The organism is Pseudomonas putida, from assembly GCF_028682455.1.
Classification (GTDB): domain Bacteria; phylum Pseudomonadota; class Gammaproteobacteria; order Pseudomonadales; family Pseudomonadaceae; genus Aquipseudomonas; species Aquipseudomonas putida_AA.
Window position 1 is genome coordinate 230,673 of the sequence record NZ_JANHLD010000003.1, and the last position, 22,024, is coordinate 252,696.

Consider the following 22,024-nt stretch of genomic DNA (forward strand, 5'->3'; position numbering starts at 1 on the left):
CGGAGGGTCGCAACATCCTGTTACCAACCAGGAACGCAAATACCGCGCCAGCTCCATGACCGTTCGGTCGAAATTATCTACGGCCGCGTGCAACAAGGCTTACAGGTCTTTCAGCCAGATACTGGCCGAATGCCCACCTAAAAACGGGCTGAATGGGTTAATTACTGAAATACCCACTTACAATTACCGGGTCGCACCAAAACCCGTCGCCGGTAACACCTCACGCACAACCCTGGAGCAAAAAGGTACAACCGTGCAGGCGCAACCAAACCCTGCAATCAATGGCCAAAGCTGTATGGAAGGTCAGAAACGGCTTCCCAGCACTGGCCAAAAATGGCACCATCGCGCCTTTTTTCATCAAGGCTCCGGCCCTGGAACGAGGGCAGGCGGACATCCGCGCGACAGTCAGCTGCAGCGATGCGACACCCGCCCTCCCGGCAACCCGTTGCCCCTCCCGTCGTTGTTGGCTGTCATTCAGCCGCTATGCTAGCTTGGCGCTCGCCAAGAAGGCCGCCAACAGCAGGAGCGCAGCAGAACACATGAGGACCGCACATGGCTGAGGCCACGCCCGCGCTGGAAATCCGCAACCTGCATAAACGCTACGGCGACCAGGAGATTCTCAAGGGCATCTCGCTGACCGCACGCGATGGCGACGTGATCTCGATCCTGGGATCCTCCGGCTCCGGCAAGTCCACTCTGCTGCGTTGCATCAACCTGCTGGAAAACCCGCACCAGGGCCAGATCCTGGTGGCCGGCGAAGAGCTGCGGCTCAAGTCGGGAAGAAACGGCGAACTGGTGGCCGCCGACAACAAGCAGATCAATCGCCTGCGCAGCGAGATCGGCTTCGTGTTCCAGAATTTCAACCTGTGGCCGCACATGAGCATCCTCGACAACATCATCGAGGCTCCTCGCCGCGTGCTCGGCCAGAGCAAGGCCGAGGCCATCGAGCATGCCGAAGCGCTGCTCAACAAGGTCGGTATCCACAACAAGCGTCACAGCTATCCGGCCGAACTGTCCGGTGGACAGCAACAGCGTGCGGCCATTGCCCGCACCCTGGCCATGAAGCCCAAGGTCATCCTGTTCGACGAGCCGACCTCGGCCCTGGATCCGGAAATGGTCCAGGAAGTGCTTAACGTTATCCGCGCCCTGGCCGAAGAAGGCCGTACCATGCTACTGGTTACACACGAAATGGGCTTCGCCCGCCAGGTGTCCAGCGAAGTCGTCTTCCTGCACCAAGGGCTGGTCGAAGAGCAGGGAACGCCGCAGCAGGTTTTTGAGAACCCGAACTCGGCGCGTTGTAAACAATTCATGTCCAGCAACCGCTAACGGAGCAACACGCATGCAGACCTATAAGAAATTCCTCCTGGCCGCTGCCGCCACGCTGGTGTTCTCGGCCAATGCAATGGCTGCCGAAAAACTGAAGATGGGCATCGAAGCGGCCTACCCGCCGTTCAACAACAAGGACGCCAGCGGCCAGGTCGTGGGCTTCGACAAAGACATCGGCGACGCCCTGTGCGCCAAGATGAAAGTCGAGTGCGAAGTGGTTACCTCCGATTGGGACGGCATCATTCCGGCACTCAATGCCAAGAAGTTCGACTTCATCGTCTCCTCGCTGTCGATCACCGACGAGCGCAAGCAGGCCGTTGACTTCACCGACCCCTACTACTCGAACAAGCAGCAGTTCATCGCGCCGAAGAACGTCGACTTCAAGACCGACCCTGCTTCGCTCCAGGGCAAGACGCTGGGCACCCAGCGCGCAACGCAGGCCGCTACCTGGCTTGACGATAACGGCGGCATGGACGGCAAGTTCAAAGTCAGCCTGTACGACACCCAGGAAAACGCCTACCTGGACCTGACCTCGGGCCGCGTCGATGCCCTGCTGGCTGACAAGTACGCCAACTACGACTGGCTCAAGTCCGACGCCGGTAAAAACTACGAGTTCAAAGGCGAGCCGGTGAACGAAAGTGACAAGGTCGGCATCGCCGTGCGCAAAGGTGACAATGAACTGCGCAACAAGCTGAACGCTGCCCTGAAGGAAATCGTTGCCGACGGCACCTACAAGAAGATCAACGAAAAGTACTTCCCCTTCAGCATCTATTGATTCGCCCCGACTGGCATCGCCCTGGAGGCGATGCCGGTCCTTTGAACAAACCTGCCCATGAATATTGATCTCTACGGATTCGGTCCGGCCTTGTTGGCCGGGACGCTGATGACCGTCAAACTCGCGTTGTCGGCCCTATGTCTGGGGCTGGTGCTGGGGCTGCTTGGCGCCCTGGCCAAGACTTCGCCGTACAAACCCCTGCAATGGCTGGGTGGCTTTTATTCCACGCTGGTGCGTGGCGTACCCGAACTGCTCTGGGTACTGCTGATCTACTTCGGCACCGTCAGCCTGATGAACCGGCTTGGCGAAGCCCTGAACATTCCTGGCCTGGAGCTCAACGCCTTTGCCGCTGGCGTGATCGCCCTGGGCTTGTGCTTCGGCGCCTATGCCACGGAAGTCTTCCGTGGCGCGATTCTGGCCATCCCCAAGGGCCACCGTGAAGCAGGCCTGGCCCTGGGCCTTTCCAGAGGGCGGATCTTCTCCAAGCTTGTCCTGCCGCAAATGTGGCGCATCGCCCTTCCCGGGCTGGGCAACCTGTTCATGATTCTGATGAAGGACACCGCGCTGGTATCGGTGATCGGCCTGGAAGAGATCATGCGTCACTCGCAGATCGCCGTGACGGTGAGCAAGCAGCCTTTCACCTTCTATATGGTCGCCGCCGTTATCTACCTGGGGTTGACCATCCTTGCCATGACCGGCATGCACTTCATGGAAAAACGTGCCGCACGCGGCTTCGCGAGGCCCAACCAATGAACTGGGAAGTCATCATCAAGTGGCTGCCACGCCTGGCCCAGGGCGCCACGCTGACCCTCGAACTGGTAGCCATCGCAGTCATTGCCGGCCTGATCCTCGCCATTCCGCTGGGCATTGCTCGTTCGTCGCGGCATTGGTATGTGCGTGCCTTTCCGTTCGGCTACATCTTCTTTTTCCGCGGCACGCCACTGCTGGTTCAACTGTTTCTGGTGTACTACGGACTTGCCCAGTTCGAAGCCGTTCGTAGCAGCGCCTTGTGGCCCTACCTGCGCGATCCGTTCTGGTGCACGGTGCTGACCATGACCCTGCACACCGCTGCCTACATCGCCGAGATCCTGCGCGGCGCGCTGCAAGCCATCCCACGGGGTGAGATCGAAGCGGCGCGGGCGCTGGGCATGTCCCAGGCCAAGGCACTGTTCTACATCATGCTGCCGCGTGCTGCGCGGATCGGCTTGCCGGCCTACAGCAACGAAGTGATCCTCATGCTCAAGGCCAGCGCCCTGGCGAGCACGGTGACCTTGCTGGAGCTGACCGGCATGGCTCGAACCATCATTGCGCGCACCTACTTGCCGGTAGAGATTTTCTTCGCTGCCGGTCTGTTCTACCTGCTGATTTCGTTCCTGTTGGTACAAGGCTTCAAGCAACTGGAACGCTGGCTGCGCGTCGACGCCTGCCAAGGCCGCTGAACCTGTATAACGGGGCTGATCACAGCCCCGTTTTTGTATCCGACCATGACCACTGCCCTCCCTCTCGCCAATGACCAACTGCTCAGCCGCTTCCAGGCGCTGGACAGCTTCTTGCGCGAGCACCAGCATTTGTGGCGGCCACGCCCGTTCACCCAACTGCACCTGCCCTGGGAAGCTAAGCACCCGGCCCTGGCGACCTGGTTGCGAGGGCGATCGCTGACGGAGGCGGAAGCAGCGCACAACCATCCCCAGCAACTGGACGCACCGGCACCTTTTCCACAACTGGCAAGCATGGCTGCACGGCTGACCGAAGTCGGCGAGTTATCCACAGTCGCCCTGCCAGCGGCGGGCCATCGCCTGAATGTGGATGTACCGGGGCGCAAATGGCAGCAGATCGAAGCCTTCGCCAGCCACCTGGACCTTGCCGATGTACCACGGCACTGGCTCGACTGGTGTTCGGGCAAAGGCCACCTGGGGCGGCGCTTGCTGCAAGCGGACAGCCAGCAACTGACTTGCCTGGAATACGACCCGGCGCTGGTCGAAGCCGGGCGGCAACTGAGCGAGCATCACGGCCTGAACGCCGAACACGTGCTGCAGGACGTTCTAGCCGAGGACGCCACCCTGCGCCTGGACAACACCCACACTGCCGTCGCCCTGCACGCCTGTGGCGACTTGCACGTGCGCCTGATGCAAGTGGCCAGCCGCCAGGGCTGCCGTCAGCTGGCAATTGCGCCCTGCTGCTACAACCGCATTCAGGCGACGCAGTACCAGCCACTCTCGGCCGCCGCCATTGCTTCCAACCTGCAGCTGTCGATCGATGACTTGGGCCTGCCCCTGAGCGAAACCGTCACCGCCGGTGCACGGGTGCGCCGCCAGCGCGATGAGTCGATGGCCAGGCGCCTTGGGTTCGATTGGTTGCAGCGTGAACTGCGAGGAATGGATGAGTACCTGCCGACCCCATCGTTGCCGGTCAGCTGGCTGCAAAAACCCTATGCCGACTACTGCCGGGAATTGGCGGCGCTCAAAGGGCTGTCGATAGACCACACCGCCGATTGGGACGCACTGCAGGCCAAAGGCTGGCAACGCTTGGCCGAGGTTCGCAACCTGGAGCTGCTGCGCAACCTGTTCCGCCGCCCGCTGGAGTTATGGCTGGTGCTCGACCGTGCGTTGTACCTGCAGGAACAGGGCTACCACGTACGGCTAGGGGTGTTTTGTGAACAGCCCCTCACACCACGCAATCTGATGCTCCTGGCGGAACGCCGGTAGCCCTGTGCCGGATGTGCGCAGCCTGTGGATAAGTCTGTGCGCAACCTTTTGAAAAAACCCTCAAAAACCTTGGATCCAAGCGCTTTCGACCGTTGGTCGTTTTTTGCTCAGCGGCTTATCGCCAGCAAAAACAGCCATTTGCGCAAAGACCAACGGCAAGCGTTGGTCCGATGGATGCGCCACTGATCTGGCACGCGCCTTGTGCATAAGCGTTTTAACCAAATGCTCTAAGCAGCAAAATCAGGCCAGTTTCAGCAGGCTCATACCGACCAGCAGCAGGGCCAGCCCCAACCAGCCGCGTCCGGCCAGGCGCTGGCCAAACAGTGCCCAGCCCATTGCCACGGTAGCGAGGATTCCGAAGCCACCCCAGACGGCATAAGCCAGCGACAGTTCGATATCGCGAACAGCCTGGGCCAAGGCCGTAAAGGCGGCCAGCACACACAGAATCGAGACAATGCCGTAGCCGCGCTTGCGGAAACCATCGGAATACTTGAGCAGCAGGTTGGCGATCACTTCCAGCACGATTGCCAGGCCAAGCCAGGCGAAGGGAATCCAGTTCATGGTTAGCATGGCAAGGCCTCCATCTCGCGCTTGGCAGGTGCCGCACGGGTACCGGCCTTGATCAGCAGGATACCGGCGATCATCACACCCAGGCCTGCAGCCTTGAGCAAGCCAATGCTCTCGCCGAGCCAGGTCACACTGATCAGGGTAATCAGCACGATGCCGATGCCTTCCCACAGTGCGTAGGCAACGCCCACCGGCACACGCTTGACGGCCAGGGCGAGGAAGAAGTACGACAGACCGATCATGGCGTACATCAGGCCATGACCCAGAATGGCGGAGTGAGTGGCGGCGAACTTCATCGACGCGGTACCGATCACCTCAGCGATGATGGCGATAAACAAATAAATCCAGGAACGCATGATGCCCTCCCACGGGCGACAACACACCGCGCGCACTTGCGGCGACGGCTACAGACAAAAAGAGAAAAAAGCTGATTGTCGAGGGAGGCGCTACAGACCGCCGGTCCAGTGATTTTCACGGGTGGCCAGACGAGGGATGAGGAGCAGAAACGCTTTAGTGTTCAACATAATGAACAACAAATTAGCTGAAGGCATCGCCGAAGTCAAATCGATAGAGAATCACTAATTAAAAATCGCGTACTTGATAATACATTCAGGTAAAAGCCCTTAAAGCTTACCGAAAGCTTCGTAAATTATATTCCCCACCTTGTAGGAGCGGGCTTGCCCCCGCAGAAGCACCCCATCACCCAACGGAATTCAATTGAAAGCCCTCTACCCTGTCGCCCTGCTCGCCACCCTGACCATCCTCCCCGGCTGCAGCAGCCCAAACCACCCCACCCCTCTTCCTGGGACACCCCACTACACCCCCTGCCCGCCCAGCCCACCACTTACTGCAACAAGCGTGGCTGCCACGAACAAAAACCGCTGATTTTCGACCCGACCCAAAGCGAACCCGACGCCACGACATTGCACCGTGGCTGGTAATTCAATGCCTTGATACGCGCTGAAACCGGGCATCACAACGAATCTTGCAGAAGTAGTTTACAGATGCAAACTGATCGCTATAATGGCGACCCTGTGCCGGTATAGCTCAGATGGTAGAGCAACTGACTTGTAATCAGTAGGTCCCGGGTTCGATTCCTGGTGCCGGCACCATATGCAGTACAAAAAGGCTCACCGCAAGGTGGGCCTTTTTTGTTTCCGTCGAAAAACCACGATTCTTCGTGGGTGTCCGCATTGCTGACGAAGTCTGCAAAGCTTGCGGCACCGAAACTTGTAATCCCCCTTCCCATCCGTTATAGCTAAAAAGGCATCCATAACCAAAAGAGGCAGAATCAGCCCGTCATGAACGAGACCACACGTATCTTTCGCCCCCAAGGCCCGTTTGCCGCGCTGTTCGGCAATACCTACGGGCCCGACGCTGTCGCTGATCTTTCGTTGACCAGCTCTCCCCTCTCGACACTGTTCCACGCGCTGTCGATTCCCCCCCGCGACGCCTTGCTCGCGCACAAACGCAAACGCCCTGTCCCTCCGCCTGCCAGCTGACGCCTGAATTTTCCGCATTCCATTGCCCTCGGTTTTTGCCGTTGAGGGCTGGAGACGCTTTGCATTTTTTTCAGTGTTTTCTGTCAGGAAGTCTTATGAGTATTCGTGTTGCCATTATCGGCGCAGGCCCGTCTGGCCTGGCGCAGCTGCGTGCCTTTCAATCCGCTCATGCCAAGGGGGCGGTGATGCCCGAGGTGGTCTGTTTCGAGAAGCAGGCCGACTGGGGCGGGATGTGGAACTACACCTGGCGCACCGGGCTGGATGAGCACGGCGAGCCGGTGCACGGGAGTATGTACCGCTACCTGTGGTCGAACGGCCCGAAGGAGTGCCTGGAGTTCGCCGACTACAGTTTTGATGAGCATTTCGGTCGGCCGATCTCGTCTTATCCACCGCGTGAGGTGTTGTGGGATTACATTCAGGGCCGGGTGAAAAAGGCCGGTGTGCGCGATTACATCCGCTTCAATACGGCGGTCAAGGCGGTGCGTTTCGATGAGGCCAGCCGCACGTTCACGCTCACCGCCCACGACTACGCCCAAGGCCTGAGCACCGAGCAGGTGTTCGATTATGTGGTAGTGGCCAGCGGGCATTTTTCCACGCCCCATGTGCCGGACTTCGCCGGGTTCGAGCGTTTCTCCGGACGCATTCTGCACGCCCACGATTTTCGCGATGCTCTGGAGTTCAAGGGCAAGGATGTGCTGATCGTCGGCAGTAGTTATTCGGCCGAAGATATCGGCTCGCAATGCTTCAAGTACGGTGCGCGCTCGATCACCAGCGCCTATCGCACTCAGCCCATGGGCTACAAGTGGCCCAAGGGCTGGGAAGAGCGCCCGCAATTGCAGCGGGTGGAAGGTGAGCTGGCGTTCTTTGCCGACGGCTCGAGCAAGCGGGTGGATGCGATCATTCTGTGCACCGGCTATCAGCATCACTTCCCGTTCCTGCCCGATGAGCTGACGCTCAAGACCGGTAACCGCCTGTGGCCGCTGGGTCTGTACCAGGGCGTGGTGTGGGAGCAGAACCCGCAGCTGATCTATCTCGGCATGCAAGACCTCTGGTACAGCTTCAACCTGTTCGACGCCCAGGCGTGGTTCGCCCGGGACTACATGCTGGGCTTGAAAAAGCTGCCAGCAAAGGCCGAGATGCAGGCCGACAGCGCTCGCTGGCGCGCCGAGGAAGAGGCGCTGCAAACCACCGCACAGATGTACGAGTTCCAGGGCCGCTACATCAAGCACCTGATCGAACAGACCGACTACCCAAGCTTCGATATCGACGCGGTGAACCGGATCTTCCTGAAATGGAAGTCTGACAAGAAGCAGGACATCATGGGCTATCGCGACAAGTCCTACCGCTCGGTGATCACCGGTACCGCCGCCGTGCCACATCACACGCGCTGGATGCAGGCGCTGGATGACTCACTGGTGGAATACCTGCGTGAAACCTCCGCCAAGGGCAATGTAAAAACCCTGCGCCAGCACTAAGCCACAGCCGCCTGCCTGTACTGGGCGGGCGTCGCTATCTCGATGCCTTGCAGCCAGTCGCAATACCGCGCCACGCCCTGTTCGACGGTGAGCATCGGCTGCTGGAAGCCCGCCTCGCGCAGGCGGCTCAGGTCGGCGCAGGTGTAGCACTGGTACTTGCCCCGCAGGTGGTCAGGGAATTCGCTGTATTCAAGGATGCCTTCGAGCAGGGCCATCTCCCGCGACAGCGGGGGCTGGTCCTGCTGCTCGCGCAAGCGATTGATCACCGCCATGGCGACATCGTTGAACGGCTGGGCCCGGCCGCTGCCGACGTTGAACAAGCCGCTGAGCTGCGGATGGTCGAGAAAGTGCAGGTTGACCTTGACCACATCCTCCACCGACACAAAGTCACGCAGGTGTCCGCCGCTGGGGTAGTCGCCATAGCTGCCGAACAGGCTGACCTTGCCGTTGGCCTGGTACTGATTGAAGCAATGCAGGGCGACCGAGGCCATGGCGCCCTTGTGTTGTTCGTGGGGGCCGTAGACGTTGAAGTAGCGCAGGCCGATGATCTGGCTGCGCGCCGCAGGCAACAGCCTGCGCACGTGTTGATCGAAAAGGAATTTGGAGTAGCCGTAGACGTTCAGCGGCCGCTCGCACTCGCGTTGTTCGCGAAAATCGCGTCCGGCGCCGTACACCGCTGCCGACGAGGCATACAGCATGGGCACTTGCAGGGCCTGGGCCGCATCGAGCAGATTGCGGCTGAAGCGATAGTTATTGTCCATCATGAAGCGCCCGTCACCTTCGACGGTGCTGGAGCAGGCGCCCTGGTGCAGCACCGCGCGGACCTTGCCGAACTGGCCGCGGGCAAAGCGCTCGAGAAAGTCATCCTTGTCCAGATAGTCGGCAATCTCGCAGTCGACGAGGTTGCGGAATTTGTCGCCATCGGTCAGGTCGTCGACGGCAATGATTTCGGCTTCATTGCGTCGATTCAGGGCCTGGACGAGGTTGCTACCGATGAAACCGGCGGCGCCGGTCACGATGATGGTCATGCCTTGTCCCCCTTCGAGGGTGCAGAGCGTTCAGTTTAAGGCTGACCATTTGAACAAAAATTAACCAGGATCAATAAAACGGCGATGCCTCGCGCGAGCGAGCGCGCCAGCGTCCGAGCAGTCGAGCGGCGCTGACCAGCCAGTTGAGCAAGGCGATACCCATCAGGCAAAGCATCATCGCCTCGGTGCCGCCGCTGACGATCAGGTTGCCCGCCAGCCAAGGGAAGCCGAACACCCCGAGAAAGTACGCCAGGCTGAACAACAGCAAGGCCTGCGGGGTGTGCCCGGCCGGCGCCTGGTTGGCGGCCAGGCCATTGATCACCGAGTAGTTCAGGCCGTAGCCGACACCCAGCAAGGCGGCGGCCAGCAGGTAGCCGAGGTTGTCCTGCACCCACCAGCCCAGCGCCAGCACGGCAAGCACGGTGAAGGCACAGAGCAGGCAGGAGGCCCCGCAGGCATCCCGCTTGACCACCCAGCCGGCGACCAGCAATCGACAACCGATGGCCGCACTCATGAAACCGATGAAGAACAGCGAATAATCCAGGCCGCGCGCCGCTGCGTAAGAGGTCTGGAAACTCCCCAGGCCGCCGAAGATCGCACCGCCCAGGCCGACCATCAGAATCGGCCAGCGCGCTGGCGAACCCAGCACCTGAGCGCTGGCCCTGCGGCTGATGCCGACGGGGCTCGCGGCCTGCCGGGGCTGGCGGGCCAGGTGGTTGAATATCATCAGACCAAGCACTGCCGCCGCCGCGGCGGTGAAGAACGCCGTCTGTACCGGCAGGTGAAAGAAGCTGGCGAGTTTGCCCGCCAACGGCCCGGAGCCGATGCCGCTCATCATGCTGCCCGAGAGCAAGGCGAAGCAGTGCGTGCGCCGCGTGGGCTCGACCCGTTCGGCAACCAGGATCGGACCCAGGGTGTAGAACGCGCCCCAGCCCAGGCCCAGGATGAGGCCGCAAAGCATCAGGCCCAGACCGGTACCGGCCATGAGGGCAAAGCCCAGGCAGGCCGCTACCAGGCAAAGTGCCGAGAGCGCGATGGCCCGCGCCGAACCCAGGCGATCAGCCAGGTGTCCACTGCCGAGCACGGCCACGATGGTGCTGAGCATCGCCAGGGAAATGATCCGTCCCGCATCCTGCTCGTTGCCGCCACGGGTGCTGACCAGCAACGACAACAAAAAGGTCGAGCCGTACGACAGCGACAACAGGTAGCTGGCCAGGCACAGCAGGCCAAAGCCCTTGTTCGCGGGCGCGGTGCGGGTAGCGGCGGTCACAGGGGTTCACTCGCAAAAAAAAACGGTACGAGCCTTGTAGCACGCTGGTTGCAGGCGGCAGTTATGCAAGTGCCGGAGTTGGGTTCAGTCATTGGCAAACAATTGCGCGAGCAGCGGGTCAAGCACGCCGGGGATAAAAGTCTTTTACCGAAACCACGGGTTTTCTGCACAGGGGCTTGCCCTATCCTAGGAAGGATCTCTCACATCAGCGGAAGATCCATGAAAGCTTCGCTTCCCAGCCGCTACGCCTGTCTGGCCGGCTGCTTGCTCTTCACCTGTGTCAGCCTGCCCTTCCTTGCGACCCACACCTGGCTCTGGCCCTTTAGCGTACTCTGCGCCGTGCTCAGCCTGGTTGGCCTGAACGACCTGAGACAAAGCCATCACGCGGTGCGACGCAACTATCCGATCTTGGGCAACATCCGCTACCTGATCGAAACCATCCGCCCGGAAATCCGCCAGTACCTGCTCGAAGGCGATGATGACAAGCTGCCCTTTTCCCGCGCCCAGCGCTCGCTGGTCTACGCCCGGGCCAAGAATGAAAGCGCCGAGAAGGCCTTTGGCACGCTCAATGATGTGTACCGCCCGGGCTTTGAATTCATCAGCCATTCGATGCTGCCCAGCGACACTCCCGACCCAGCGTCGTTTCGCATCGCCATCGGCGGCCCGCAGTGCCGCCAGCCCTACTCGGCCTCGATCTTCAACATTTCTGCCATGAGTTTTGGCGCCCTCAGCGCCAACGCCATTGCCGCCTTGAACCAGGGTGCCCGGCGCGGGCGCTTTGCACATGACACAGGCGAAGGCAGTATCAGCCCGTACCACCGCGAACATGGCGGCGACCTGATCTGGGAAATCGGCAGCGGCTATTTTGGTTGCCGCACCGCCGAAGGCCGCTTCGACCCCGAGCGTTTTGCCGACCAGGCTCGCGACGCTCAGGTGAAGATGATCGAGATCAAGCTCAGCCAGGGCGCCAAGCCCGGGCATGGCGGGATCTTGCCCGGGCACAAGGTCAGCGCCGAAATTGCCGCCACACGCGGGGTGACGGTGGGGGAAGACTGCATCTCGCCTGCCGCCCACAGCGCCTTTCGCACGCCGCTGCAGTTGCTGCAGTTCATCGCCCGGTTGCGTGAGCTTTCAGGCGGCAAACCGGTGGGCTTCAAGTTCTGCCTGGGCCACCCCTGGGAATTCATGGGCATCGCCAAGGCCATGCTGGCGACCGGCATCGTGCCGGACTTTATCGTGGTCGATGGCAAGGAAGGCGGTACTGGCGCTGCGCCCAGGGAGTTCAGCGACAACATCGGTGTGCCGATGCGCGAAGGTCTGATGTTCGTGCACAACACTCTGGTCGGCCTGAACCTGCGCGACAAAGTGCGCATCGGTGCCGGGGGCAAGATCGTCAGTGCGTTCGATATCGCCAGCGTGTTGGCCATTGGCGCCGACTGGGTGAACTCGGCGCGCGGCTTCATGTTCGCCATTGGCTGCATCCAGTCGCAAAGCTGCCACACCAACCAGTGCCCCACCGGGGTCGCCACCCAGGACCCGTTGCGCCAACGCGCGCTGGTGGTGCCCGACAAGGCCGACCGGGTCTACAGCTTTCACCGCAATACCCTGCATGCCCTGGCCGAGATGCTGGCGGCGGCGGGGCTCGACCACCCTTCGCAGTTGAAGCCCAAGCACCTGGTGCGACGCATCAGCGCCAGTGAGATTCGTCTGTTCTCGCAGTTGCACGTGTTCCTCAAGCCCGGTGAATTGCTCAGCGGCGAGATCAACAGTGAATTCTATGCGCGGTTGTGGCGGATGGCCCGTAGTGACAGCTTTGAGCCTGAGATGGGGGAGGCGCCGCAGCTGAAGACCTCAGAGCGCCGAAAAGAAACAACCCCGGCATAGGCCGGGGTTGTGGTTCGCGGGGCAAGCCCGCTCCTACAGTGTTTGTGGGAGCGGGCGCCCTGGAACATCCAATCAGAAAATGCTGATCGGGTATTCGACGAATACGCGGACTTCGTTGCCGTCGTCGTTGTAGCCGTTCTGACGAACGCTGTCAGAGGTACGCAGGAACGAGCTACGCAGTTTGACGGACAGGTCCTTGGCAGGGCCTTCCTGAACGACGTATTTGATCTGGTTGAAGATCTCGCGCTCTTTACCTTCGCCGAAACCGTGGGTGTTGATGTTGTCACCACGCACGTACGCCACGTTGTACTTCAGGCCCGGCACGCCGAAGCTGCTGAAGTCCAGGCCGTAGCCGATCTGCCAGGAACGCTCGTCTTCAGCGTTGAAGTCGGACCAGTAGGAGTTGGCCAGGTAGATGGTCGAACCACCGTCACCCACGCCACCACGGTTCTGGTACCAGCCGTACTGGTAGCCGGTGTCGCCGGTGCTGCGCTGGTGCGCGATGGTCACCGAGTGCGGACCGAAGGCGTAAGTGGCTGCCAGGCTCCAGATGGTGTTGGAGTCGCCGGTCAGGCCAGCTTCTTTGACGTACTTGTTGTTGATGTCCGACTTGTAGCCATTGAAGTCCAGGGTCAGGGACTGGTCAGCAGCGATCGGGTGAACATAGTTCACGCCCAGGTAGTACTTCTGCAGTACGTCCTCGACATCGGAGCCGTATACGGCCGCCGACAGGTTTTCGGTGAACTTGTAGCTACCGCCGAGCACATTGATCGACTTCAGGCCACCGCTGTCACGGCCTTCGGCACTCTTGCGTGCTTCCTGGGTGAAACGACCGGCGTTCAGTTCCAGGCCCTTGATCTCCTTGGAGGTGATCATCGTGCCGGTGAAGCTTTCTGGCAGCAGACGGGCATCGTCATACTGCAGGACTGGCAGCGCTGGCATCTGGTCGCCGTACTTGAGCACGGTGTTGGAGACACGCAGTTTTACTGCGGCGCCGCCACGGGCCAGGTTGTGCGGGGAGTTGGCCTGAGCACCATCGCTAGGCTTGAAGAAGTCGACACCGGCGCCGCCGTTGTGACCCTTGCCACCGTCCAGACGCACGGCGTACAGGCCGAAAGCGTCGACACCCACACCGACGGTGCCCTGGGTGAAGCCGGAGGAGAAGTTGGCGATGACGCCCTGACCCCATTCAATCTGGTCGTCGGTGCCGTGCTTCTTGTCACGGTTGATGTAAGCGTTGCGCAGCAGAACATTCATGCTGCTGTCTTCTACGAAGCCCTTGGCCGCGGCCTGGTCATTGGCCATAGCCTGAGTCGCGGTCAGAAGGCCGAGCGCGATCAGACTGATCCTGGTTTTCAACATTTTATTTTCCTTATTACTTAGTCAAAGACGCTCTGCGACCTACGCCAAAAACCACGCCCCCTGCGTGGGTTGACGCTCGCGGGTCAGAAATAAAAAGCCCGCGTGCGAGTGATCGCAGCGGGCCTTTTATTCTGGACTCTTGGCCGGTGGGCCTACAGGCGTTGACCGAATCCTATCCGTGAGTTCATCAATGTGTCAAAAATTCGTGAAAAGTCGTTCACATTAGCCGCCGATGGCAACGCTACGCGACAGAATTGCAAGGATGTTTCAGCCGTGTAACACCGGTTTCCCTAAGCAATATTTTGAAACAAATACCCGCAACAAACGATTAGAAACAATTAACACTAGTAAATAGCACGCATTATCATTCACGCCGAATTTGTCATCCCCTCCTTTCGTCTACCTCTACCCTTGCGGATGTCTTTAATGCCTGCCCCTAGCCGCCTGTCACCCTTGACCCTGGGTGTTTCCCTGTTCCTCAGTTCCGGCCTGGCCCTCGCCGCCAGCACCACCCTGCCGGAGATGTCGGTGACCGCCGAAAGCGAACGCGATCAGGATGATCCACGGGTCAAGGAAGTGACCACCGCAACCCGTACTGCCACCCCGGCCCGCTACGTGCCCCAGGCCATCGACTCGGTGAAGACCAGCAACGTGCTGGACTACGGCACCGATGATCTGGGCCAGGCCCTGAGCGGTATTCCCAACGTGAGCACCGGCGCCGACACCCGTTTCGACAGCGTGCGTATCCGGGGTTTCGATGCCAGCAACGACTTCTATCTGGACGGTATTCGCGACGACAGCCAGTACGTGCGCGACCTGCACAATATCGAGCGGATCGAAGTGCTCAAAGGCCCTGCCGCGGTGCTCTATGGCCGGGGCAGCCAGGGCGGTATCGTCAATCGCGTGAGCAAGACGCCGGAGGCCGGCCGGCGCTCGAGCATCGAAGCCCAGGGCGGCAGCGAAGATCTGCGCAGCCTGTATGCCGACCTCAGTGCCGACCCGACCGACAACATCAGCCTGCGCCTGAACATGGGCAACCAGGACAACAACAGCTTCCGCGACGGCATCGACGGCAACCGCCAGTTGTTCGCACCGTCCATGAACTGGCAGCTCACCCCGGACCTGAACTGGCTGGTGCAGTACGAATACAGCCGCTATAACCGCACCCCCGACCGCGGTGTTCCAAGCGTCAACGGGCGCCCTGCCGATGTCGGCCGCGATACCACCTACGGCGACACCCAGCGCGACTACATCGACGACAAGGCCCAATCCCTGCGTTCGCGCCTTAACTACCAGCTCAGTGACACCTGGCAGGTTCGCCATACCCTTGGCCTGTTCAAGCTCGACAGCGACTTCGACAACACCTATCAGACCGGCTACAACGCCACCACCGGCCAGGTCACCCGCCAGCGCTGGCAGCAGGACCTGAACACCCGCAACCTGTTCAACAACGTCGAACTGGAAGGCAACTTCGATACCTACGGCCTGCAGCACACCCTGCTGACCGGTATCGAGATCGGCAACCAGCGCCGCGACCCGCTGCTCTACACCGCAGCCACCTCGGGCCCCGGTGCGAGCCCGGTGCCGAGCGTCGATCTGTACAACCCCAACCGCAGCCTGCAGCACAACGGCACCATGGTGCCGTCGAGCAACAACCACACCGTGGTCGACAGCCGTGGCCTGTATGTTCAGGACCAGATCCGCCTCAACGATCAATGGCAGGTACTGGCCGGCGTGCGCTTTGACCAGTTCGAAGTGGAAACCACCAACAAGCTGCGCGGCATTTCCGAGAACCAAGACAGCGACAGCACCAGCCCGCGCCTGGGCGTGGTGTATTCGCCGTGGCGCGACCACTCCTTCTACGCCTCCTGGAGCAAGACCTTCTCGCCAGTGGGTGGCGGCTTGATCGGTATCACCCCGGGTGCTGCCGGCAACGCCAACGAAACCAGCCCGGAAGAAACCCGGCAGAAGGAAATCGGGGTCAAGAGCGACTGGCTGGATGAACGCCTGAGCACCACCCTGGCCGTCTACGAGCTGGAGCTCTACAACCGTCGCACCAGCGACCCGAACAACCCGGGTATCACCCTGCTGACCGGCTTGCAACGTTCGCGCGGGGTTGAGCTGACCGCTACCGGCAACATCGTTGGCAACTGGTATGTGCGCGGCGGCATTGGTTTACAGGACGCCACCATTGTCGAAGACAACAATGGCCAGGAAGGCAACCGCGTGAGCAACGTTGCCAAACGCAATGGCAGCCTGTTCCTGACCTGGAAGCCGGAGATGGGCTGGTATGGCGAAACCGGCCTGACCCTGGTGGGTGAGCGCTATGCCGACAACCAGAACACGGCGGTGTTGCCGGGCTATGGCCGCTGGGATGCCCTGGCCGGATTCCGCACCAGGAACTGGGACCTGCGTGCGGCGCTGAACAACATCACCGACAAGACCTACTACAGTTCGGCCACCAGTGCCGCACAGATCCAGCTCGGCGATCCGCGTAGCCTGGTGGTGACCGGAACCTATAGCTTCTGACAGTTGGAACGGGCTTGCCCCGCGATTTTGGGTGCCTTCAATGGCCTCATCGCGGGGCAAGCCCGCTCCTGCCTTTCACTCGTCCAGCAGGGCTGCAAGCTCTGCATCGGTCAACAGGCCTGCTGGATATCGCTCTCTCAACACTCGACGTGTGTCGGTCTTCCTGACCCGGATTGCTCCATTGTGTTTCAACCATTGCGCCACACGTTGCAGCGCTTCGGGGTTGACGGCCGATGGGGGCGAAGCCGGCTCACTTGCTGCATTCATTTCGACACGTACTCCCTGGGGTCGTGAGCGGCTAATTTATTCAAACTTTGTGACAGAACGATGCCGTCCTATCTTGTTGAAATACAATGCAAAACAAATACAAGAGGTATGCCAGCACCTGCGCCGGTTGTCGCTTGCCCATAAAAAAACCCGTCAAGCGACGGGTTTTTTATTTGCCGGTTTTCAGCCCTTGGCCGGGGCCGGTTGCTGCTGGGTCAGGCAGTGGATGTTGCCGCCGCCCAGGAGCATTTCGCGCCCCGGGATCATGACCACTTCGTGGTCGGGGAACACCTTGCCCAGAATAGCTCTAGCCTCGGCATCTGCCGGGTCGTCGAAGCTCGGGGCGATGATGCCGCCGTTGACAATCAGGAAGTTGACGTAGGAACCGGCCAGGCGGACCGAAGGGTTGCGCTCCTGGCTGCCGGCCACCGGATCGACACCGTCGCACTCTTCTTCAGTGGCGTACAGCGGCCCCGGAATCGGCATTTTGTGCACGGTAAAGGTGCGACCCTTGGCGTCACGGCTGTTCTGCAATACCTCGAGCGCGGCATGGCAGCGTGCGTAGTTGGGGTCTTGCGGATCATCTGTCCAGGCCAGTAACACTTCACCCGGGCGCACGTAACAGCAGAAGTTGTCGACGTGGCCATCGGTCTCGTCGTTGAACAGGCCATCGGGCAGCCAGATGATGGTGTCCACCGCCAGGTGATCACGCAGTACCGCTTCGATCTGCTCGCGGTTCAGGTGCGGGTTGCGGTTGTGGTTGAGCAGGCATTCTTCGGTGGTGATCAGGGTGCCTTCGCCGTCGACATGGATCGAACCGCCTTCCAGTACAAAGCCTTCGGTTTGGTAACGCTGGCAGCGCTCCATTTCCAGGACCTTGCTGGCCAGTTGTTCATCGCGGTTCCACGGCGCGTACAGGCCACCCTCGAAACCACCCCAGGCATTGAAGCCCCAGTCGACGCCGCGCACTTCGCCGCTGTCGTTGATGACGAAGGTCGGCCCGGTGTCACGCACCCAGGCGTCGTCGTTGCTGATTTCCACGACGCGAATGTTCGGTGCGTCCAGGCGGGCGCGGGCGTTGTCGTACTGGGCAGCAGAGACGGCCACGGTGACCGGTTCGAATCGGGCGATGGCCTTGGCCAGGGTCACGTGTGCTGCCTGTACCGGTTTACCGCCCAGGCGCCAGTTGTCCGGGCGCTCCGGCCAGACCATCCATACCTGGGTTTGCGGCGCCCATTCGGCTGGCATGTAGAAGCCGTCGGCGCGTGGGGTGCTGGTCAGGGTTTTCATGAGTCAACCTTTGCAGTGTCCGACGCGGGACCAAGGCCCGCGTCGAGATCATTGAATGTTCAGGATTCCAGCGCGCCGTCGAGGGTTTTCACCGGGCCGTACAGGTTCGGACGGCGGTCACGGAAAGTACCCCAGGCGCTGCGGATGTGCTCCAGTCTATCGAGATCGAAAGTATGCACCAGCACACCCTCTTCGGTCTCATTGAGCTCCTGGACTTTCTCGCCGAACTGGTTGGCGATGAACGACGAGCCATAGAAGGTGATGTCGTAGCCGTCCTGCTCTTCGGTACCGATGCGGTTGCTGGCGATCAGCGGCATCAGGTTGGCGCCGGCATGGCCTTGCTGCACGCGCTGCCAGTGGTCACGGGAGGAGATGGTCTTGTCATGCGGCTCGCTGCCGATGGCAGTCGGGTAGAACAGCACTTCGGCACCCAGCAGTGCCATGCTGCGCGCGCACTCCGGGAACCACTGGTCCCAGCAGATGCCCACGCCGATCTTGGCGTAGCGAGTCTGCCAGACCTTGAAGCCGGTATCGCCCGGGTTGAAGTAGTACTTCTCGTGGTACCCAGGGCCATCCGGAATATGGGTCTTGCGGTACACACCCAGGTTGCTGCCGTCGGCATCGATGATCGCGATGCTATTGAAGCGGGCGCGGCCGGCCAGTTCGAAGAAGCTGATCGGCAATACCACTTCCAGTTCCCTGGCGATCTGCTGGAAGTGCTCGATGGCAGCATTGATCTCGACCGGCGTTGCCAGTTGCAGGTAATCGGGGTTCGGCTTCTGGCAGAAGTACGGGGTTTCGAACAGTTCCTGGATCAGGATGATCTGCGCGCCTTTGGCTGCGGCTTCGCGCACCAGCTTTTCAGCGGTGGCGAGGTTGGCCTGGCGATCCCAGGTACAGGCCATCTGGGTGGCGGCGACGGTGACGGTGCGGCTCATGAAAACCTCCTCGAAGGGTGACTGGGCCGTCTGACCGTAGCAGGCGACCGATGACAGAATGCAGCGTTGTGGGCGCAGTTATATCCGATAAATATCGGCTTTAAAAGCTGTGTTTAGAAAATAACAGCCACAAAAAAGCCGGTTAACCCGATAACAATCGAATTAACCGGCTCTAGATTGAGGGTTACAGGTCTTCTGAAAGCACCTTGTCGATGCTATCGACGAAGAAGTCGACACTGGCGCGGGTGGTGCACATGGGCGGCTTGATCTTGAGGATGTTCAGATAGTCGCCAGTGGGCTGCATGAAGATGCCCAGGTCGCGCAAGCGGTTGCACAGCGTGGTGGTTTCTTCAGTCGCCGGCTCCAGGGTGTTGCGGTCGCGCACCAGCTCCAGCCCCAGGTAGAAACCCGAACCGTGGACGGCACCGGCCAGCGGATGTTTATCGACCAACGCTTGCAGGCGCGCCTTGAAGTGCCGGCCGACATCCCGGGCGTTGTCCCACAGGCCTTCTTCACCCATGACATCTAGCACCGCCATGCCGATTCGGCAACTGACCGGGCTGCCGCCGGCCGACGAGAAGAAGTAACCTTCGGCTTCCAGCGCCTCGGCGATCTCGCGCCGGGTGATCACCGCGCCCAGCGGGTGACCGTTGCCCATGCCCTTGGCCATGGTGATGATGTCGGGCACCACGCCCTGCTCCTCGAAGCCCCAGAAGTACTCGCCGAGGCGGCCATAGCCCACCTGCACCTCATCGGCGATGCACACCCCGCCCGCAGCACGGACCTTGGCATAGGCCTGTTTCAGATAGCCGGGCGGCAGGGAGATACCGCCCGCATTGCCGTATACCGGCTCACAGATGAAGCCGGCCAGCTGTCGCTGCTCAGCTGCCAGGGCGTCGAGCTTGGCATCGACATCGGCCAGGTACTCGGTCGCGCTGTCTTCACCACGGTAGGCGCCGCGATAGGTATTCGGGGCAATCACCGGATGTACCCACTCTGGCCGCGTGCTCAGCGCCTGGGGGTTGTCGGCGATGGAGGTGGAGATCGCATCGGTAGCCACCGACCAGCCATGGTACGCCTCCAGCACGCTGAGCATGTCGCGCCCGCCGCTGTAGGCCCAGGCCAGGCGGATGGCCAGGTCGTTCGCTTCGGTACCGCTGTTGACCAGGAACACCCGGTCCATGCCCTCGGGTGCCAGTTCCAGCAGGCGCTCGGAAAACTCGGCAATGGCCGCGTAGTGGAAGCGCGAGTTGGTATTGAGCAAGGACCATTGCCGTGCCGCTTCGCTGACCATGCGTGGATGGCCGTGACCCAGCACTGCGACGTTGTTGAGCATGTCGAGGTAGGAGCGGCCCTGCATGTCGATCAAGTAGTTGCGCCAGCCGCGTTCGATATGGGGTGGTTGTTGGTAGTAGTGCTTCTGCGAGCGGGCGAAGCTGGCATCGCGCCGCTCCAGCAATTGGCGAGCATCCACCAGCGGTTCGGCATCGCAAGCGAAACCCAGCAGCGCTTGCGGTGACGGGCACAAGGCCTGCCAGGCGGCAGCGCGCGATGGCACGACAAAGGCCGGCGGCTGCAGGCCCGCAACGCGGCACAGCTGCACGATGAGCAACCCGCGGCTGTGCCCCAGCGACTGCCCGGCACTCACCTGCGTGCCCGGCGCCGGCGCATTGGCCAGCCCCTGCACCCAGAGGCTGCACTGTTCACCTTGCAGGCAGCCATGCCCCTCTGCCGCCTGCTGCCAGGTGCCCGTCCAGGGGGCTTGCAGGGCAGTGCCCGCCGGCACCTGCAATTCGACGTTCAAAGCGAAGGTCGCAGGCTCCTGGGGATTGTCGATATGGGTCCGGGAAAGCCGGTACTGGCCATACAACGAGCAGGCCGCGCCCTGCTCGCCTGCCTGCTCGCGCAACAGGTTCTGGTCGATACCCGGCTGTTCCCAGTTGCCGGCCTGGAAGTGCGTGCTAAGCACGCCCAGGTCCACTGCGGCCACCGGCTGTCCGTGCAGGCCAGGCAGCAGCGCTGCGCTGGCGGCGAGGTCCAGGCCTGGCACCTCCTGGCCCGCCACCTGCAGGATCGCGGCTTCCATCAATTCGAGCGGCACACTGGTGGCCACGTCGAAGATTTCCCATTCGTGGGCCAGGTTATCGCGGCTATAGGTGTTGCCCGGGTCGACACTCAATTGCTGCTCGCTGCTCAGCACCAGTACCGCCGCGCGTGCCACGATCATCGGCCACAAGGCCTTGAGCTCGGCGTCGGTCAGAGGGTTTAGCGCGTGATAGGCCTGCACCGCCGGCAGGATACGCAGCGGGTCGCCCTCGGCATGGTGCAGCAGCGCCGCACAAGTCACCGACAGGTCGGCGATGCGCCAGGTGTGCATCAGGTCGCCGAAGTCGATTACCCCTTGCAACTGCCACTGGCGCTGCGCGTCGCGTTGCCACACGGCATTGTCGTCGGTGATGTCCAGGTGCACCGCCTGCATCGGCAACTGCTCGAGCAAAGGTTGCAGGCGTTGTTCGGCCCTGCGCGCGGCTTCACGCACCTGGGCCTTGCGTGGCCCCTCGGCGAGTACTGGCAGCAGATGCGCGATCAGCGCCTGGGCATGGCGAGGGTCCCATTGCAGGGTGCGCTCGAGCCCAGGGTGGCTGAAGTCGGCCAGGGCCTGGTCGATACGGGCGCACAACCGGCCCAGCTCTGCGATCAGCTGCGGCTCCATGTGCTTGAGGCGGGTGATGGACTGACCTTCGATATAGTCGAGCAGGCGCACGCGCAACGGCTGGCCTTGCAGGTCCAGCGCCAGCAGTTGCTCTCCGGATGCAGCGGTGATGACCGCCGGAACCGGCAGCCCACGTTCGCGCAGGAAACCCAGGGCCGCATGCTGGGCCTCGAGCTCGGCGACGGCATAAGTGCCATGGCAGATTTTCAGCACATAGCGCCCCGTCGGGGCGTCGACGCGAAAGTTCAGATCCTGCTGGCTGCCCAGCGATTGCAACGAACCGCCAAGCCCGTAGCGCTCCTGCAGTAAAAGCAGGGCCTGCTGCTCGCTGACATCTGGGCAGGGCTGGCTGGAGCGGTGGATCAGGGTACTGAGCGGCATGACGGGACCTCG

16 protein-coding genes and 1 tRNA gene are annotated in these 22,024 nt (G+C 61.3%); 9 read left to right on the plus strand and 8 right to left on the minus strand.

Features of this window, described 5'->3' with window-relative positions:
* The first annotated feature begins 552 nt into the window (after window positions 1-552).
* The 5 genes from NPS58_RS18215 to NPS58_RS18235 are packed head-to-tail and all read left to right on the plus strand — an operon-like array spanning window position 553 to window position 4,806.
* On the plus strand, window positions 553-1,326 hold the full coding sequence (locus NPS58_RS18215; protein WP_274116729.1) for an ABC transporter ATP-binding protein: 774 nt from the start codon (window positions 553-555) through the stop codon (window positions 1,324-1,326).
* A gap of 13 nt (window positions 1,327-1,339) precedes the next feature.
* The gene (locus NPS58_RS18220) at window positions 1,340-2,101 is read left to right on the plus strand and encodes an ABC transporter substrate-binding protein (RefSeq protein WP_274116730.1); all 762 of its coding nucleotides are present in this window, start codon (window positions 1,340-1,342) and stop codon (window positions 2,099-2,101) included.
* A gap of 57 nt (window positions 2,102-2,158) precedes the next feature.
* Window positions 2,159-2,854 carry an ABC transporter permease gene (locus tag NPS58_RS18225; protein ID WP_274116731.1) on the plus strand — a complete coding sequence of 232 codons (696 nt, stop codon included), beginning with the start codon at window positions 2,159-2,161 and terminating at the stop codon, window positions 2,852-2,854.
* Entirely contained in the window at window positions 2,851-3,540 is a 690-nt protein-coding gene (locus tag NPS58_RS18230; RefSeq protein WP_274116732.1) for an ABC transporter permease, read from the plus strand. Before NPS58_RS18225 ends, NPS58_RS18230 begins: the two co-directional genes overlap by 4 nt.
* A gap of 45 nt (window positions 3,541-3,585) precedes the next feature.
* Entirely contained in the window at window positions 3,586-4,806 is a 1,221-nt protein-coding gene (locus NPS58_RS18235) for a methyltransferase (protein WP_274116733.1), read from the plus strand.
* Between the two features lie 240 nt (window positions 4,807-5,046).
* Here NPS58_RS18235 and mdtI read toward each other — a convergent pair whose 3' ends face one another.
* The gene (gene mdtI, locus NPS58_RS18240) at window positions 5,047-5,376 is read right to left on the minus strand and encodes a multidrug/spermidine efflux SMR transporter subunit MdtI (protein WP_274116734.1); all 330 of its coding nucleotides are present in this window, start codon (window positions 5,374-5,376) and stop codon (window positions 5,047-5,049) included.
* Window positions 5,370-5,729, minus strand: a complete 360-nt coding sequence (locus NPS58_RS18245; protein WP_028942277.1) for a multidrug/spermidine efflux SMR transporter subunit MdtJ — start codon at window positions 5,727-5,729, stop codon at window positions 5,370-5,372. The genes mdtI and NPS58_RS18245 overlap by 7 nt, the downstream gene beginning before the upstream one ends.
* A 680-nt stretch (window positions 5,730-6,409) precedes the next feature.
* Between NPS58_RS18245 and NPS58_RS18250 the strand changes: the two genes are divergently transcribed.
* Together NPS58_RS18250 and NPS58_RS18255 are read left to right on the plus strand one after the other, a co-directional pair.
* Window positions 6,410-6,485: transfer RNA gene (locus NPS58_RS18250), tRNA-Thr, on the plus strand.
* 485 nt (window positions 6,486-6,970) lie between these two features.
* Entirely contained in the window at window positions 6,971-8,350 is a 1,380-nt protein-coding gene (locus tag NPS58_RS18255; RefSeq protein WP_274116735.1) for an NAD(P)-binding domain-containing protein, read from the plus strand.
* Here NPS58_RS18255 and rfaD read toward each other — a convergent pair.
* Together rfaD and NPS58_RS18265 are read right to left on the minus strand one after the other, a co-directional pair.
* A complete protein-coding gene (gene rfaD, locus NPS58_RS18260) occupies window positions 8,347-9,378 on the minus strand; it encodes an ADP-glyceromanno-heptose 6-epimerase (RefSeq protein ID WP_274116736.1) in 1,032 nt (343 codons plus the stop codon). The two genes, NPS58_RS18255 and rfaD, sit on opposite strands and share 4 nt — an antisense overlap.
* Before the next feature lie 70 nt (window positions 9,379-9,448).
* Window positions 9,449-10,648, minus strand: a complete 1,200-nt coding sequence (locus NPS58_RS18265) for an MFS transporter (protein WP_274116737.1) — start codon at window positions 10,646-10,648, stop codon at window positions 9,449-9,451.
* A 219-nt stretch (window positions 10,649-10,867) separates the two neighbouring features.
* Here NPS58_RS18265 and NPS58_RS18270 point away from each other — a divergent pair, with 219 nt between their 5' ends.
* Entirely contained in the window at window positions 10,868-12,532 is a 1,665-nt protein-coding gene (locus NPS58_RS18270; protein WP_274116738.1) for an FMN-binding glutamate synthase family protein, read from the plus strand.
* A 72-nt stretch (window positions 12,533-12,604) separates the two neighbouring features.
* On the opposite strand, the gene NPS58_RS18275 is transcribed toward NPS58_RS18270, so the two are convergent.
* Window positions 12,605-13,894, minus strand: a complete 1,290-nt coding sequence (locus tag NPS58_RS18275; RefSeq protein WP_274116739.1) for an OprD family porin — start codon at window positions 13,892-13,894, stop codon at window positions 12,605-12,607.
* Window positions 13,895-14,320: 426 nt separating this feature from the next.
* Here NPS58_RS18275 and NPS58_RS18280 point away from each other — a divergent pair, with 426 nt between their 5' ends.
* Window positions 14,321-16,423: a TonB-dependent receptor gene (locus tag NPS58_RS18280; RefSeq protein ID WP_274116740.1), complete on the plus strand. Its 2,103-nt coding sequence runs from the start codon at window positions 14,321-14,323 to the stop codon at window positions 16,421-16,423.
* A gap of 450 nt (window positions 16,424-16,873) precedes the next feature.
* Here NPS58_RS18280 and aguA read toward each other — a convergent pair whose 3' ends face one another.
* The 3 genes from aguA to NPS58_RS18300 form a co-directional block, all read right to left on the minus strand.
* Window positions 16,874-17,980, minus strand: coding sequence for an agmatine deiminase (gene aguA, locus NPS58_RS18290; RefSeq protein ID WP_274116742.1), 1,107 nt, complete (start codon window positions 17,978-17,980; stop codon window positions 16,874-16,876).
* A gap of 59 nt (window positions 17,981-18,039) precedes the next feature.
* Window positions 18,040-18,918 (minus strand): N-carbamoylputrescine amidase, encoded by an 879-nt coding sequence (gene aguB / locus NPS58_RS18295; RefSeq protein ID WP_274116743.1) that lies wholly within the window; start codon window positions 18,916-18,918, stop codon window positions 18,040-18,042.
* A 184-nt stretch (window positions 18,919-19,102) separates the two neighbouring features.
* Window positions 19,103-22,012 carry an aminotransferase gene (locus tag NPS58_RS18300; protein ID WP_274116744.1) on the minus strand — a complete coding sequence of 970 codons (2,910 nt, stop codon included), beginning with the start codon at window positions 22,010-22,012 and terminating at the stop codon, window positions 19,103-19,105.
* Between the last annotated feature and the right edge of the window lie 12 nt (window positions 22,013-22,024).